Genomic DNA, 15,874 nt, shown 5'->3' with positions numbered 1-15,874 from the left:
GTGTGCTCGGGTTACTAAGCGACGGTAATAATTGTGGCAAAGAAAATCCAAGCAATCCGAGGCATGAACGATTGCCTTCCAACTCAGTCTCCGCTGTGGCAAAAACTTGAAAACGCAGTAAAAAGTACTGTGAGCGCATACGGCTATAACGAAGTGCGCATGCCAATCGTTGAAGAAACAAACCTATTCAGCCGTGCGGTTGGTGAAGAGACTGATGTCGTTTCAAAAGAAATGTACACTTTTGATGATCGTAACGGAGACAGCCTAACACTTCGCCCTGAAGGTACGGCGGGTTGTGTGCGTGCATGTATTCAAAACAGTCTGATCAACCGTGACGAACAACGTCTGTGGTACATGGGACCTATGTTCCGCCATGAGCGTCCGCAGAAAGGTCGTTACCGTCAATTCCACCAGTGTGGTGTTGAGGTGTTCGGTCTAAATGGTCCAGACGTTGATGCTGAGCTTATCATGATGACTGCACGTCTATGGCGTGAACTGGGTATCAATGAGCATGTTCGTCTTGAGCTTAACTCTATCGGTTCTCAAGAAGATCGCGCAGACTACCGCACGGCACTGGTTGCATTCCTTGAGCAACATATCGATGTGCTAGACGAAGATTGTAAGCGTCGCATGCACACGAACCCACTGCGAGTTCTGGATACGAAGAACCCTGATGTTCAGGCTATTTTAGGTGATGCACCTCGCCTTTCTGAGTACTTAGGTGAAGAATCTAAAGCACACTTCGCAGGTCTATGTGAACTTTTAGACGCTGCAGGTATCGAATACACAGTTAACGAGCGTCTAGTTCGTGGTCTGGATTACTACAACCGCACGGTATTTGAATGGATCACTGAGAGCCTAGGTGCTCAAGGTACAGTATGTGGCGGTGGTCGTTACGATGGTCTTGTAGAACAATTGGGAGGCAGTGCAACACCTGCCGTTGGCTTTGCCATGGGTCTAGAGCGCCTTGTACTGATGCTAGAAACGCTAGAGCTAACAGACGTTCGTCGCAGTGTAGATGTTTACGTTGTGACAGCAGGCGAAGGCACAATGATGGTTGGTATGAAGCTAGCAGAACAGCTTCGTGAAGCTATTCCAGGCGTTCGTGTGATGAGTCACTTCGGTGGTGGTAACTTCAAGAAACAGTTTAAGCGCGCAGATAAAGTCGGTGCTGTAGTAGCATTGGTTCTGGGCGAAAACGAAGTTGCAGAAAACACCGTAGTACTAAAAGACTTGGTGGGTGGTGAGCAAGAGACTTACAACCAAACAGAAGTTGCTGAGAAGATCGCAGCACTGATTTAAGTCTTTTAATAAGCTAAAGATTAAAATCCTAATTCGTAATAGTAAGGCTCCCAAGATAGGAGCCTTTCGACGAAATAGGAACAATGGCAGCCTCGCTGTCATTTACATGTTTTAAGAGGACAGGAAGTGGAACTTTACGATACTGAAGAACAACAAGTTGAAGCCATTAAAGACTGGTGGAAGGAAAACGGCAAAGCCGTCATCATCGGTGCGGTTGTTGGTTTAGGTGGTCTATTTGGCTGGCGTTACTACCAGGATTCTGTGATTCAGGCGAGTGAAGCAGCTTCTCAAAGCTACACAACAGTAATGAACGCCCTGCAAACCAAAGGTGCAGACGCACAAGCAGATATTCAAGCGTTCATCGACTCAAACAAAGTTAAAGAATACTCAGTACTTGCTGCGCTCCAGCTAGCAAAAGTACAAGTAGATGCCAAAGATCTTTCAGCTGCACTTGAGCAACTTAAGTGGGCTCAAAGCAACACTAAAGATGCCGCGCTAACTCCACTTATCAGCTACCGTATTGCGCGTATTGAAGCAGAAATGGGTAACTTTGACGCTGCAAATGCAGAACTAGGCAAAGTAACTGACGCTGCATGGACGGGTCGTATTGCAGAACTTCGTGGTGATATCGCTCTTCGTCAAGGTGACAAAGAGGCAGCATACACAGCATACACTGAAGCTCAACAAGCTGCAGATGCTAGCCCTGCACTACAAATGAAATTGGACGACCTGGCGAAATAAGGACCGCATTGGATGAAAAGAGTCTTTAAGAAAGCCTTGTTAGGGGCATTAACAGTGGGAATTCTGGCTGGTTGTGCTGGCGAGGAAGACACCATTGTCATGGCTCCATTGCCTCAGGTAGACAGTCAGTTTACGCCAAGTGCGGAATGGTCAACGTCGATTGGTGGTGGCGTAGGTCATTATTTCTCGAAGCTGTCTCCTGTTGTTGCTAACGACACATTGTTTGTTGCAAGTCGTGATGGTCTAGTCAAAGCATTAGATCCAGAAAACGGTAAGCTCAAATGGCAAACTGATCTAGAAGAAGATGTGATTGCACGCCTTTCTGGTGGTATCACAGCTGCGTATGAACACCTTTACATTGGTTCTGAAAATGGTGAAGTGATTGCACTTGACCAAGAAACCGGTGACATCATCTGGCGTATCGAAGTAGGTGGTGAGGTGTTAGCGAAACCCGTCGCTGACTCTGGTTTGATCATTGTAAATACTAGCCGAGGCACTTTGATTGCTTTGGATGAAAGTACTGGTGAGCAACGCTGGGCGCTGAGCACAGAAGTTCCAAACCTAACGTTGCGTGGCGATAGCACGCCAACGGCTATTGGTGGTGGTGTATTCTGGGGGACAGCAAACGGTCGACTAGCTGCGGCAATTGTTGAACGTGGTCAATTGATCTGGCAACAACCAGTAGGTACTCCAAAAGGTGCTACGGAAATCGATCGTCTTGTAGACGTTGATTCTTCACCGATTGTACTGGGCGGCACTCTTTTCACTGTTGGTTACAACGGTCAACTTATTGCAATCGACTTACGTTCTGCAAATCCAATTTGGAAGCGTAACTACTCGTCAGCAACTGATATTGCTACAGACGGTAGCCGTATCTTCGTGATCACAGAAAAAGATCACGTAGTTGCAGTAGATGCACGCAGCGGTACAGAGCTTTGGGAAAACAGCAAGTTGGAATACCGCCAGCTTACTGCTCCAGTGATTGTTGATAACTATCTAGTGGTAGGCGACACATTAGGTTACCTACACTGGATGGATCGTTCGACTGGCGAATTCGTTGCACAACAATATGTCGATGACAGTGGTTTTGCTGTTGGTCCGACACTATTGTCTGATGGTTACGTGATTACAACTCGCAATGGCGATGTAAAGAAACTAACCATCAACGAATAATATCGTGATATAATTCACATTCGGCTCCTGGCTGGTAACAGTTAGGAGCCGTTTTGTTGTTTGAAATTTTTATTTATTAACCGTTATTCCTGACGTGGTTATAGGTAAAAAGCTGGTTTGATTTGGCATCAAGCAAGTCGTTACCTATAACTACAGAAGAAAGATTATTGTAGAGGTTGTTATGGTACCTGTTGTTGCTCTTGTGGGGCGTCCGAACGTAGGTAAATCTACACTATTTAACCGATTGACACGTACGCGTGATGCGTTGGTTGCGGACTTCCCTGGCCTAACGCGAGACCGTAAATATGGCCAAGCTCGCCTTGGCGAAGAACATGAATTCATCGTTATTGATACCGGCGGTATTGATGGCACGGAAGAAGGTGTAGAAACAAAGATGGCGGAACAATCGTTAGCAGCGATTGATGAAGCTGACGTAGTGCTATTCCTTGTTGACGGTCGTGCTGGATTAACACCATCGGATGAAGCGATTGCCGCGCATCTGCGTAAAATCGAAAAACCAGCAATGCTGGTAGTAAACAAGATCGATGGTATTGATGCTGATGCTGCTTGTGCCGATTTCTGGCAACTTGGTGTTGATGACATGTACCAAATCGCTGCGGCACACGGTCGTGGTGTGACAGCATTGTTGGAACGAGCGTTAGCGCCATTTTTCGATGATCTTCTAGCAAGCGAATCTGAAGAAGGTGAGATTGAAGATCTGACTGAATTCGAAGATGAAGAGCTAGCGATTGAAGATTACACCGAAGAAGATGCTGAAGCGGAGTTCAAACGTTTGCAAGACCAGCCAATCAAATTGGCAATCATTGGTCGTCCTAACGTTGGTAAATCAACACTAACAAACCGTATTCTTGGTGAAGAGCGCGTCGTGGTATACGACATGCCAGGCACCACTCGTGACTCTATCTATATCCCAATGGAACGTGATGGTCGTGAATACGTGTTGATCGATACTGCAGGCGTACGTCGTCGTGGTCGTATCAACGAAACAGTAGAGAAGTTCTCTGTTGTTAAAACACTGAAAGCCGTAGAAGACGCAAACGTGGTTCTATTGGTTATCGACGCGCGCGAAAACATTTCTGATCAAGACTTGAGTCTACTTGGCTTTGCATTGAACGCAGGTCGTTCAATCGTACTAGCCGTGAACAAGTGGGATGGTCTAGATAACGAAGTGAAAGAGAACGTGAAGAAAGAACTCGACCGCCGTTTAGGTTTCGTTGATTTTGCACGTATTCACTTTATCTCTGCGCTTCACGGTACAGGCGTTGGTCACTTGTTCGAATCGATTCAAGAAGCGTACAAGTCAGCAACGACACGTGTTGGTACTTCTGTTCTAACTCGTATCATGAAGATGGCAACAGACGATCACCAACCGCCAATGGTTCGTGGTCGCCGTATCAAACTGAAATATGCGCACGCGGGTGGTTACAACCCACCAATCGTAGTTATTCACGGTAATATGGTTCGCGATCTACCAGATTCGTACAAGCGTTACTTGATGAACTACTTCCGCAAGTCTCTGGAAATCATGGGTACACCAATCCGTATTAACTTCCAGAACAGCGATAACCCGTACGAGAACCGTACAAACAAGCTAACGCTGTCTCAAGAACGTAAGCGCAAGCGTATGATGTCTGCGGTGAAAAACCGCAACAAGTAATCGCTAAGATTTTCTGAATACCCAAGTTTCGACTTGGGTATTTTTTTATAAGCAGATTTTTGCTCGAACCAATGCATTAGAAGTATGACTAACATGACGATCACAGCTACCAAAACTCGCTTCTGTCATCAAACTTGGCAACTGGAAGCACCAGTACAACTTTCTCACTCCACTGAAGAAGTCACTTACGTTGTTACTGAGGAGACCCCTTTTCATCCTGTCAGCCACATTTGGCCAGATCATCCTGCTGACAAAGGCACACTAACTATTAAGGGCATGAGCTTTGAAGTGCTCGATTGTCAAGTTGGTGCGGTAGAACTTGCGAGTGGAAAGTTGTTCGTCGGTACTGAAATTCCGGTAAAACGTGATACGGAAGGGTGGGTGTTTGTTGTGGTACATGTGTTGCCACGTACAGAAGCTATTGCCGTTGGTGATGCAGCATTACTAGAAGTAGATAAGGAATACCAACTGTCACTGAGTCGTGGTCATAGTGCTGGGCACATCGCATACCTTGCACTCAACAAGGTACTTGCACAAAACTATTGGCGTAAAGATGCAGATCGTAAAGACCCACATGGTAATTATGACTTCAACAGCTATGCCCAAGAGACCAGCTTTGTTACCCCAGATAAATGTCTGGATACCTATCGTTTAGGTAAAACACTCCGTAAAAGGGGGTTAAACAGTGCAGATATGCTGTCTGACCTAAAAAGCATCGAACAACAGGTGAATGTTCTGTTGAGAGATTGGCTAAAAAGGGACGTTGCGATCACCATCGATTGCCATGGTGAACACCTTACCGATTCACGTTACTGGCAGTGTGATTTAGGCGAAGGTGAAATCGCTGTCATCCCTTGTGGGGGAACGCATGCGAGCCATTTGAATGACTTTGGTTCCATCCAAGTAACACTGGTGGAGATAGACTCACAAACCATCGAAATGCACACCGATGTAATTCGCTAATTTAGCTTTTTGATCTTTTTATTATATTCTGTTTGTGTGTTTTTTTGTGCGGAAGAGTGGTTTTAAATTCTGTTTTAAATTGAGGGACAGAATATGTAACTTATGCTTTCGGTGTGTGGTTATATAAATATTCTTTTAAGGGGTGATCGCTGATCAAAAGGGTAATATCCGATGATCAGCATGCGATCTTTTATAGTGCCGCGTTCGCATAATGTGAGTTAGTTACCTGTGTCATATTAATAGATTTATTATATTTCAGGTTAATAAACATAATAACGATATGATTACGCCATTATGGATAAAGATAGACTGTTAGATGCTCACCGAGCAGTCAATCGTCTTTTAGGTAAGCTTGCTCTGGGAATGGAACGCGATAGCCTCAACAATGAGGTTATTAAGTTAAGTGAACACCTATTCGGTAAGAGGCAAGCTTCCATACTTCGATTGCACCCCGATACCAATACATTGCACTTGGAATTTGCTCCGCATTTACCTGATTTCTACAACCAAGCTATTGAAGGAGTCCCCATTGGACCAAAGGTCGGGTCTTGTGGTGCTGCTGCATTCTTAAAACAAACTGTGGTTGTTAGCGATATCGATCATCATGTTAACTGGGCACCTTTTCTTAAACTCACTCAACAAGCCCAACTTCATGCGTGCTGGTCAGTGCCGATTATTGCATCGGATGGTCATGTTCTGGGTACATTTGCTATTTACAGTAACGTCCCTTCCAAACCTCACCCTTATGAACTTGAAGTGCTCGAAATGCTAGCTGCCTTGTATGCCGTTGCGCTAGAGAAATACCGTTTAGAAGAACAGCTTCATTTTCATGCCAGTCGAGATCCTCTCACGCACTGCTTTAACCGTCGTGCTTTGTTGTCAGAAGTTGACCGGAAAATAAACGGTAAATGTGGTCGTAATGCCTTAGTCGCCTGTTTCTTCGTTGATATTGATGAGTTTAAGTATATTAATGACCGATTTGGTCATGAGACTGGTGATCAAGTTTTAGTACTAGTAGCTGAACATTTAAAACAAGCTTTTCGCTCTTGCTCGGTGATCGGACGTTACGGTGGTGATGAATTTGTCGGTTTTTGTTGTTTCCCAAATGAGCAGACCTACTTTCACTTTGTTTCTCGTTTAGCGGATGAGCTTAATCAGATTTACCAATTAGAAGAATATCAAGTCAAAGCCAGCATTGGCGCTTCTTGTAGTACAGCTAGTGAGCGTGCAGTGTTGCAGCAGCTTATTCAACAAGCTGATGTTGCTATGTATCAGAACAAGCGTGCTAAGCGAGCGTGATAAAGATCAAGGCGTTAAGCTGGCTTATGATTAGACTGTAAGTCAGTGAATTGAAGTTATTTAGAGGAAGTTATGCAACCAAATATTTGCCCAACTTGCGATGTAGAACTGGAATGGACTGGGCAATATCACTGTAATCAGTGCGACTCAGATTATAAGAAGGTAGGGTTTTGCCCAGATTGCGATGCGGAGTTAGAAAAACTACAGGCTTGTGGTGCGGCAAACTATTTCTGCAATAGTTGTAATGAACTCAAATCGAAATCACGTGTTCGATTTGAGTTTCAAAAAGTCAGTTAATTAACCGTTGAGCGAAGCTCACCATCAGATAAGCGGGTGACTAAAACGTCGCCCGTTTTTACATCCTTTGCTTGGGTAACAACCTGACCTTGCTCAGTCTGAGTAATTGAGTAGCCACGTTTTAGTGTTGCCAGTGGGCTTACCGTATCTAGCTTCTCTGCCGCGATTGCCAGTTGGTGACGCATGGTCAGTAACTTGCGATCCATTGCGTCCATTAGCTTTTGCTCAACGCGGTCAAGCTTTGATTTTTGCTCTGCCAAGCGTTTTACAGGTGAATTCAGTTGTAGGCGATGATGTTTACGCTCAACCGCTTGTTGGCGTGTCGTGATAAATCGTTGCATTGCGCGTTGTAGGCGCATGTCCAACTCATCAAGTTGTTGCGTCTGACGCTGCAATTGATAGCTTGGATGCTGGCGCTCTAAACGGTGCATCAGTTGAGCCGATTGCTGTTTTTGTTGCGCTAGGTAGTAACGCATTGCACTGGCTAGCTTATGTTGGCGAGTCACCAAAGCTTGATCTTTGTGGCTGTTATCGCGGCTTACCAATTCAGCCGCGGCTGATGGAGTCGGCGCTCGCATGTCCGCTACAAAGTCAGCAATTGTCACATCAACCTCATGACCAACTGCACTGATGATCGGAATTTGGCTTGCTGCAATAGTGCGAGCAAGGATTTCGTTGTTAAAGCACCAAAGGTCTTCTAACGAACCGCCACCACGACCAACAATCAATACATCACATTCGTCACGACTGTTTGCACGGCCGATTGCCTGCGCAATTTGAATCGCGGCTTCTTCACCTTGCACCATGGTTGGGTAAACCACCACGGGTAGGGAAGGATCACGACGTTTCAATACGTCTAAGATGTCGTACAGTGCTGCACCGGTTTTTGAGGTGATCACACCAACGCGTTTTGGGTGCTCAGGTAAAGGCTGCTTATTGGTTTGAGCAAACAAACCTTCTGCTGCCAATTTCATCTTAAGTGCTTCGAACTCTTGTTGCAGACGACCATCACCTTCAGGCTGCATGCTCTCAATGATCAATTGATAGTCACCACGAGGCTCGTACAGAGACAGACGTGCTTTAACTAATACTTGATTGCCGTTAGCAGGTTTGAAAGTGACGCGACGATTGTTACCACGGAACATGGCACATTTAACTTGAGCGCGAGAATCTTTAAGAGTGAGGTACCAGTGACCAGAGACGGGAGCTGAAAAGTTGGATATCTCTCCGACAAGCCAGACGATCCCCATTTCGTTTTCGAGCAGCAGACGCACTTCGGCATTGAGACGAGAAACAGTGAAGATGTTTTGATTGGTCTGGGAGAGCACAGCTAATTCCGTAGACGTGAGTATGGAAATTAGCGGCAATATAATACATATCAAGGGGGTAATTGCAAGAAAAAAATTAAAAAATTTGTGGTCAAGCGATTGCGTTAACCGTATAATCCCTCCGCAATATCTAATCCAAATGTAGCCAACAACCTAAAACTGGTTACCCTCATTATGCGAAACGATGAGATTGGATTGTCTTTTTACTCCTCTAATTGTGAGATATTGCAAATGCTAAGAATTGCCAAAGAAGCGCTGACATTCGATGACGTACTACTCGTGCCAGCTCACTCCACCGTTCTCCCAAACACAGCTGATCTTCGCACTCAGTTGACTAAGAACATCACCCTAAACATCCCAATGATTTCAGCGTCTATGGACACTGTTACAGAAGCTCGTCTAGCTATCGCGCTAGCGCAAGAGGGTGGCATTGGCTTTATCCACAAAAACATGTCTATTGAGCAGCAAGCTGCTGAAGTTCGTAAAGTTAAGAAGTTTGAAGCTGGTGTCGTTTCTGATCCAGTAACTGTTAGCCCTGAAGCGACTATCGCTGACGTGGTTGCACTGACTGAAAAACACGGCTTCGCTGGTTTCCCTGTCATCACAGAGAACAACGAGCTTGTAGGCATTATCACTGGTCGTGATGTGCGCTTTGTTACTGACCTTTCTAAGAAAGTGTCTTCAGTAATGACAGCAAAAGAAAACCTTGCAGCAGTAAAAGAAGGTGCAACACGTGAAGAAGTGCAAGAGAAGATGCACGAAGCACGCGTTGAGAAAGTATTGGTTGTGAACGATGAGTTCCAACTAACCGGTATGATCACTGCGAAAGACTTCCACAAAGCAGAACGTAAACCAAACGCATGTAAAGATGAGCGCGGTCGTCTACGTGTTGGCGCAGCCGTTGGTGCTGGCGCTGGTAACGAAGAGCGTGTTGCTGCTCTAGTTGAAGCGGGCGTTGACGTTCTACTTATCGACTCTTCACACGGTCACTCTGAAGGTGTACTAAACCGTATCCGCGAAACTCGCGCAGCTTACCCAGATCTAGACATCATCGGCGGTAACGTTGCGACAGGTGCTGGTGCTAAAGCACTTATCGAAGCGGGCGTTAGCGCTGTGAAAGTGGGTATCGGTCCTGGTTCAATCTGTACTACTCGTATCGTAACGGGCGTTGGTGTTCCTCAAGTAACAGCAATCGCAGACGCAGCAGAAGTGGCTAACTCATTCGGTATCCCAGTTATCGCTGACGGCGGTATCCGTTTCTCTGGTGACATCTGTAAAGCAATCGTAGCTGGCGCATCATGTGTGATGGTTGGTTCAATGTTCGCAGGTACAGAAGAAGCACCGGGTGAAGTGATTCTTTACAACGGTCGTTCTTACAAGTCTTACCGTGGTATGGGCTCTCTTGGTGCGATGTCTCAAGGTTCATCTGACCGTTACTTCCAGTCTGACAATGCAGCAGACAAGCTAGTACCAGAAGGTATCGAAGGTCGTATCGCATACAAAGGTCGTCTAAAAGAAATCGTACACCAGCAAATGGGTGGTCTACGTTCAAGCATGGGTCTTACGGGCTCTGCAACGATTGAAGATATGCGTACTAAAGCTGAATTTGTTCGTATCTCAGGTGCGGGCATGGCTGAATCACACGTACACGACGTTCAAATCACTAAGGAAGCTCCAAACTACCGTCGCGGTTAATTTTTACTGTTGTAAAAATAAAACCTACACACTCGACGTAAACGTTTGCTTTTTTCCTTGAAGCATTAATAAGAGGCGAGTACACTCGCCTCCGTTTTAATAACCTAGCTTATAAGACTGCTCAAAATGACTAAAAATATTCATGACCAACGTATTCTGATCTTGGACTTCGGTTCTCAGTACACTCAGCTAGTAGCGCGCCGTGTACGTGAAATCGGTGTTTACTGTGAACTGTGGAGCTGGGACGTTGAAGAAGCGGATATTCGTGAATTCAATCCAGACGGTATTATCCTCTCTGGTGGTCCGGAAAGCGTAACGGAAGATAACTCTCCACGCGCTCCTCAATATGTATTTGACTCTGGTGTGCCAGTATTAGGTGTATGTTACGGCATGCAAACTATGGCTGAGCAGCTAGGTGGTAAAGTAGCGGGTTCTACAGAACGTGAATTTGGCTACGCACAAGTTAAAGTTTCTGGTGAATCTGCACTATTTAAAGATCTTGAGCTAACTCAAGACGTGTGGATGAGCCACGGTGACAAAGTAGTAGAAATTCCTGCTGACTTCGTGAAAGTTGGTGAGACAGACACATGTCCGTACGCTGCGATGGCGAACGAAGAGAAGAAGTACTACGGCGTTCAGTTCCACCCAGAAGTAACGCACACGAAAGGCGGTCTACAAATGCTAGAGAACTTTGTTCTTGGCGTATGTGGCTGTGAGCGTCTATGGACTTCTGAATCTATCATCGAAGACGCGGTTGCTCGTATTAAAGAGCAAGTGGGTGACGACGAAGTTATCCTAGGTCTATCTGGTGGTGTTGATTCATCGGTAGTAGCGATGCTAGTTCACCGTGCAATCGGCGACAAGCTAACGTGTGTATTCGTAGATAACGGTCTTCTTCGTCTAAACGAAGGTCAACAAGTAATGGATATGTTCGGCGACCAATTTGGTTTGAACATCATCAAAGTTGACGCTGAAGAACGTTTCCTAAAAGCACTTGAAGGCAAATCGGATCCAGAAGAGAAGCGTAAGACAATCGGTCACGTATTCGTAGACGTATTTGATGAAGAGTCTAAGAAGCTGAAAAACGCGAAATGGCTAGCTCAAGGTACGATTTACCCAGACGTTATCGAATCTGCTGCATCTAAGACTGGTAAAGCGCACGTGATCAAATCACATCACAACGTGGGCGGTCTTCCAGATGACATGGAAATGGGTCTTGTTGAGCCACTACGTGAGCTGTTTAAAGATGAAGTTCGTAAGATTGGCCTAGAGCTTGGTCTTCCGTACAACATGCTTTACCGCCACCCATTCCCGGGTCCTGGTCTAGGTGTTCGTGTTCTTGGTGAAATCAAGAAAGAGTACTGTGACTTGCTACGTCGTGCAGACGCTATCTTCATTGAAGAGCTACACGCTGCAGACCTATACAACAAAGTATCTCAAGCGTTCACGGTATTCTTACCAGTTCGCTCTGTAGGTGTAATGGGTGATGGTCGTAAGTACGATTGGGTTGTATCTCTACGTGCGGTAGAAACTATCGACTTTATGACTGCGCATTGGGCACACCTACCATACGACTTCCTAGGTAAGGTTTCTAACCGTATCATCAACGAAGTTGACGGTATTTCTCGCGTGGTTTACGACATTTCTGGTAAGCCACCAGCGACAATCGAATGGGAATAATTTCCTGTTAGATATACCAAATTAAAAACCAGCCTTCGGGCTGGTTTTTTTATGCCTGAAAAGTGTGAACGCAGGTCTCAACTTTTTTATTAGAAAATATATACATGCGAGATTGTTGAATGTATATTCATTTTTAGTGTTTAAATATTAAAGTTGGTATTGCTATGGAACAGGCAGAAGTTACCTCCCTCATCCCCATCATTATTACGTTAGTCCTCGCGCTAACTACAAGAAACGTTGTTGTCGGTCTTTTTGCTGGCGTTGTTAGCGGTGTGGCTATGTTAGAAGGCACATTCGTTGACAAAGGTCCGCTCGATTCGTTTAGCGCACTGATGAAAAGTTACCTGTTGCCGCAACTGACTGACAGTTACAATGCGGGCGTCATCCTTCTTTTGGTTTTCATTGGTGGTTTTGTTGCCTTGATGGAGAAATCTGGCGGTGGCGTGGCGTTCGCTAAAAAGGTCACTCAGTGGGTTGCAAGTAAATGCCAAGCACAGCTTTCTGCTTGGTTTGGCGGCGTTGTTATTTTCTTTTCAGACCTTGGTACACCGTTAATTGTTGGTCCTGTCTTTCGTCCTCTTTTTGATAAACTGAAAGTCTCTCGCCAGAAGCTAGCCTTTATCATCGATTCAACTTCATCCCCAGTGGCGATCCTCATCCCTTTCATCGGTTGGGGCGTTTATATCATGAGCCTGATTCAAAAAGAGTTTGCTGCACTAGATGTAGGTATCAGTGATTGGGATGCTTTTATTGGCGCGATCCCTTACCAGTTTTATGCCTTTTTAGCGATCGCGATTGTTCCGATTGTCTCTTTCTTCAAGCTGGATTTTGGACCAATGGCGAAAGCCGAACAGCTTGCAGAGCAGGGTTCTGATTTTGGAAAAGTGCAAGATTCATTAAATGTGTTTGAGCATAAAAATGCAAAAACAAGTTTTGTTTGGGCACCGCTGCTCGTCATGCTAGCTGTGCTTTGCTCGATTCTAGTGCCTCACGGTTTTCCATTTCAGAAAGTCGCAGGCTCGACCTTCCGTGCTGCATTGTCGTCGGCTTATTTCTTTGCTGCAATTACCCTAATTAGTTTGATGGCGTTTTATGGCGTGAGAAAGCTCTCTGATGGCATTCAGGTTTACCTAAAAGGGATGTCGAACATGATGTCCGTTGCGGTGATTTTGGTTCTTGCTTGGTCATTGAGTTCGGTTGGCAAGGAGCTTGGCGCAGCGGCGTACATTGCAGAACAAGCGCAGGCTGGTTTCCCTTATTGGTTATTGCCAGCGGTGGCATTTTTGTTAGCTGGTATTATTTCGTTCGCAACAGGATCGTCGTGGGGGACATTCGCTATTATGATGCCGTTGGTTATCCCAACTGCAGTTGCGATTGATGCACCATTGTTGGTGTGTATTGGTGCGGTTCTGTCTGGCGGTCTATTTGGTGATCACTGTTCGCCAATTTCTGAAACCACCATCTTGTCTTCGACTGGTGCTGGTTGCGAACAGTACGAACACTTTAGAACTCAATTACCTTATGCGGTGCTTAATGGTGCCATTGCCCTAGCAAGTTTTTTTGTCGCTGGGGTAATGGCTTCGCCTGTGATTGTACTGGTGGCGGTTGTGGTTCAGTTTGCTGTCTATTTATTGCTTTCTAAACAGAAATCTTCGCAGGCTTTAGAGTCGATAACAGCCAACCAATAACCAAGAATAAAAACGGGGGGAAGGTTCTCCCGTTTTGTTTTGAGTCAAGGTAACAGTTTTTGTGATACCCGCTGTGTAACAGTATTTATTTATAAACTTTGCGTCGCAGAATGAATGGGCTTTACTCGGCGTTTTTTCTACATGATCCACTATGTGTCTAGTTATTCCTTGTATATTGTATTGATAAATACGGAGATTAGACATGTTTGCACTCAAACATCTGCCTCTTGCATTAAGCTGTGTGCTCGCGGCACAAGCTCATGCCAGTATGAATATCCAACCTGATCCTCAAAACCCGAATGGCTACGTGATCGCTCGTGGTGACATTCAAGCGGTTGAGCAAAGCAAAACATCTGACCCAATGTATGCCATCTGGGCACAGGCGTTAGAGACTCGTCCGAACAGCGTTGTAGAAGCTATCGTACCGGGCGCAGCAGGTAACCCAGAAAACGTTAAACGTGTTGAACGTGTATTCCCCGAAAGTGAGTGGGACTTCCTAACGCAAATGGCTGCGCCTGAATACACTTATACTCGTTTCTTACGTGCGATAGGTAAGTTCCCTGCATTCTGTGGTGAGTACACCGATGGTCGAGACTCTGACGCAATCTGTAAGAAATCCATCGTGACAGCATTTGCGCATTTTGCTCAAGAAACTGGTGGTCACATTGCGGTTGATAACGTATCAGACAACCCACTTGCATTAGAAGAGTGGCAGCAGGCACTCGTGCATGTACGCGAAATGGGATGGTCTGAAGGTCAAGAGGGTTACACCACAGGTTGTGGTCAGAACGATTGGCAAAATAAGCGCTGGCCATGCGAACCTGGTCAAGGGTATTTTGGGCGTGGTGCCAAACAGCTTTCTTACCACTTTAACTATGGCGCATTCTCTGAAGTAATGTTTGATGGCGATGCATCGGTGCTGCTGAAGAATCCGGGTTTAGTCGCTGACTCTTGGTTGAACTTGGCTTCTGCAATTTGGTTCTTCTTAACCCCTCAAGCGCCAAAACCAGCGATGTTACACGTAATTGATCGTACATGGGTGCCATCGCAACGTGAGATCGATGCGGGCATTGGTTACGGTTTTGGTACCACTATCAACGTCATCAATGGCGGTATTGAATGTGGCGAGCAAAACAAAGACAAAGGTCAGCCTGTTAACCGTATTCGTTACTGGGAAGGTTTAGCAGCGCATTATCAAATTCCTATCGAAGCTGATGAAACCAATACTTGTTGGCAACAAATGCCGTACGGTAGCTTAAACCTTAACGGTGCGACTGATGTGCTTTACACCAACTGGGATGGTAACTGGAAGTACTACTCAGATCGCCCTGGGGGTCATTCATTTGAGTGTGAATTGGTTGGCTTCCAAACCGCATATTCGGCTCTGGTAGCAGGAGATTACGAGAAATGTGTTACCAACTTCTACCAATCTCACGCGGGTTGGCCTGAAGTACGCATTGTCGACAAACTAGACCCAGTCGATCCGGTTGACCCACCTGTAGGTGGTGTTGCTGCATGGGATGCTGGCAAGGTTTATAACACAGGCGACCAAGTCTCTTACAAGGGGGCGGTATATGAAGCTAAGTGGTGGTCACAAGGCAATGAGCCGACCAAAGGTGACCCTTGGAAGCTCGTTTCGGGCACGCCAACCGAGCCACCAACGACTGAACCTCCTGTGACAGAGCCACCAGTAACTGAGCCTCCAGTAACCGAACCACCGGTGACGGAGCCTCCTGTTTCAGGGGACTTTATCGCATGGAAACCAGGTGTCACTCAAGTAGCCAATGGTGACAAAGTGACTTATCAAGGTAAGTGTTTTATTGCGAAAAACGGTCCGGGTGTATGGGAAACGCCAACCCAGAGTAACTGGTTCTGGGATGAGATCTCTTGCCAGTGATTGAACAATAAATAGTCTAAGTATCTATAAAGACTCTGCTTTTTAGTAGGGTCTTTTTTTATTCATTTGATTGCCTATTTGTGCAATCTAAGTTTCCAATAACGTCTTTTCTCTTTTGTTTTTTAGTCCATTA

At 45.7% G+C, this 15,874-nt stretch carries 12 protein-coding genes; 11 read left to right on the top strand and 1 reads right to left on the bottom strand.

What is annotated here, in order from left to right:
* Nucleotides 1–33 precede the first annotated feature (33 nt).
* The 7 genes from hisS (at nucleotide 34) to OH463_RS17755 (ending at nucleotide 7,453) form a co-directional block, all read left to right on the top strand.
* Nucleotides 34–1,302 carry a histidine--tRNA ligase gene (gene hisS / locus OH463_RS17785; protein ID WP_005447704.1) on the top strand — a complete coding sequence of 423 codons (1,269 nt, stop codon included), beginning with the start codon at nucleotides 34–36 and terminating at the stop codon, nucleotides 1,300–1,302.
* A gap of 126 nt (nucleotides 1,303–1,428) precedes the next feature.
* A complete protein-coding gene (locus OH463_RS17780) occupies nucleotides 1,429–2,043 on the top strand; it encodes a YfgM family protein (RefSeq protein WP_009697674.1) in 615 nt (204 codons plus the stop codon).
* A gap of 12 nt (nucleotides 2,044–2,055) precedes the next feature.
* Nucleotides 2,056–3,216: an outer membrane protein assembly factor BamB gene (bamB, locus tag OH463_RS17775; protein ID WP_009697675.1), complete on the top strand. Its 1,161-nt coding sequence runs from the start codon at nucleotides 2,056–2,058 to the stop codon at nucleotides 3,214–3,216.
* A gap of 181 nt (nucleotides 3,217–3,397) precedes the next feature.
* On the top strand, nucleotides 3,398–4,894 hold the full coding sequence (der, locus tag OH463_RS17770; protein WP_009697676.1) for a ribosome biogenesis GTPase Der: 1,497 nt from the start codon (nucleotides 3,398–3,400) through the stop codon (nucleotides 4,892–4,894).
* Nucleotides 4,895–4,987: 93 nt separating this feature from the next.
* A complete protein-coding gene (locus tag OH463_RS17765; RefSeq protein WP_050903980.1) occupies nucleotides 4,988–5,857 on the top strand; it encodes a metal-dependent hydrolase in 870 nt (289 codons plus the stop codon).
* Nucleotides 5,858–6,151: 294 nt separating this feature from the next.
* A complete protein-coding gene (locus OH463_RS17760) occupies nucleotides 6,152–7,156 on the top strand; it encodes a GGDEF domain-containing protein (protein ID WP_050903978.1) in 1,005 nt (334 codons plus the stop codon).
* 72 nt (nucleotides 7,157–7,228) lie between these two features.
* Nucleotides 7,229–7,453: a zinc ribbon domain-containing protein gene (locus OH463_RS17755; protein WP_005447696.1), complete on the top strand. Its 225-nt coding sequence runs from the start codon at nucleotides 7,229–7,231 to the stop codon at nucleotides 7,451–7,453.
* Here OH463_RS17755 and xseA read toward each other — a convergent pair.
* Nucleotides 7,450–8,781 carry an exodeoxyribonuclease VII large subunit gene (gene xseA / locus OH463_RS17750; RefSeq protein ID WP_050903979.1) on the bottom strand — a complete coding sequence of 444 codons (1,332 nt, stop codon included), beginning with the start codon at nucleotides 8,779–8,781 and terminating at the stop codon, nucleotides 7,450–7,452. The two genes, OH463_RS17755 and xseA, sit on opposite strands and share 4 nt — an antisense overlap.
* 231 nt (nucleotides 8,782–9,012) lie before the next feature.
* On the opposite strand from xseA, the gene guaB reads away from it, so the two are divergent.
* The 4 genes from guaB (at nucleotide 9,013) to OH463_RS17730 (ending at nucleotide 15,741) form a co-directional block, all read left to right on the top strand.
* Nucleotides 9,013–10,476: an IMP dehydrogenase gene (gene guaB / locus OH463_RS17745; RefSeq protein ID WP_005447694.1), complete on the top strand. Its 1,464-nt coding sequence runs from the start codon at nucleotides 9,013–9,015 to the stop codon at nucleotides 10,474–10,476.
* 126 nt (nucleotides 10,477–10,602) lie between these two features.
* Nucleotides 10,603–12,156, top strand: coding sequence for a glutamine-hydrolyzing GMP synthase (gene guaA, locus OH463_RS17740; RefSeq protein ID WP_005447693.1), 1,554 nt, complete (start codon nucleotides 10,603–10,605; stop codon nucleotides 12,154–12,156).
* A gap of 164 nt (nucleotides 12,157–12,320) precedes the next feature.
* Entirely contained in the window at nucleotides 12,321–13,844 is a 1,524-nt protein-coding gene (locus tag OH463_RS17735; RefSeq protein WP_061065606.1) for a Na+/H+ antiporter NhaC family protein, read from the top strand.
* 202 nt (nucleotides 13,845–14,046) lie between these two features.
* Nucleotides 14,047–15,741: a chitinase gene (locus tag OH463_RS17730; RefSeq protein WP_269991839.1), complete on the top strand. Its 1,695-nt coding sequence runs from the start codon at nucleotides 14,047–14,049 to the stop codon at nucleotides 15,739–15,741.
* The last annotated feature ends 133 nt before the right edge of the window (nucleotides 15,742–15,874 follow it).

Origin of the sequence: Vibrio sp. NFR (assembly GCF_027587095.1) — a bacterium.
GTDB lineage: Bacteria > Pseudomonadota > Gammaproteobacteria > Enterobacterales > Vibrionaceae > Vibrio > Vibrio harveyi.
The sequence above is the reverse complement of the archived record's forward strand: the minus strand, read 5'-3'. Positions and strand labels throughout refer to the sequence as shown.

Excerpts from the sequence above, each read along its gene's own strand:
- bamB (WP_009697675.1), top strand. The coding sequence starts at position 2,056 with ATGAAAAGAGTCTTTAAGAAAGCCTTGTTAGGGGCATTAACAGTGGGA.
- der (WP_009697676.1), top strand. The coding sequence starts at position 3,398 with ATGGTACCTGTTGTTGCTCTTGTGGGGCGTCCGAACGTAGGTAAATCT.
- OH463_RS17765 (WP_050903980.1), top strand. The coding sequence starts at position 4,988 with ATGACGATCACAGCTACCAAAACTCGCTTCTGTCATCAAACTTGGCAA.
- OH463_RS17760 (WP_050903978.1), top strand. The coding sequence starts at position 6,152 with ATGGATAAAGATAGACTGTTAGATGCTCACCGAGCAGTCAATCGTCTT.
- OH463_RS17755 (WP_005447696.1), top strand. The coding sequence starts at position 7,229 with ATGCAACCAAATATTTGCCCAACTTGCGATGTAGAACTGGAATGGACT.
- guaB (WP_005447694.1), top strand. The coding sequence starts at position 9,013 with ATGCTAAGAATTGCCAAAGAAGCGCTGACATTCGATGACGTACTACTC.
- guaA (WP_005447693.1), top strand. The coding sequence starts at position 10,603 with ATGACTAAAAATATTCATGACCAACGTATTCTGATCTTGGACTTCGGT.
- OH463_RS17735 (WP_061065606.1), top strand. The coding sequence starts at position 12,321 with ATGGAACAGGCAGAAGTTACCTCCCTCATCCCCATCATTATTACGTTA.
- OH463_RS17730 (WP_269991839.1), top strand. The coding sequence starts at position 14,047 with ATGTTTGCACTCAAACATCTGCCTCTTGCATTAAGCTGTGTGCTCGCG.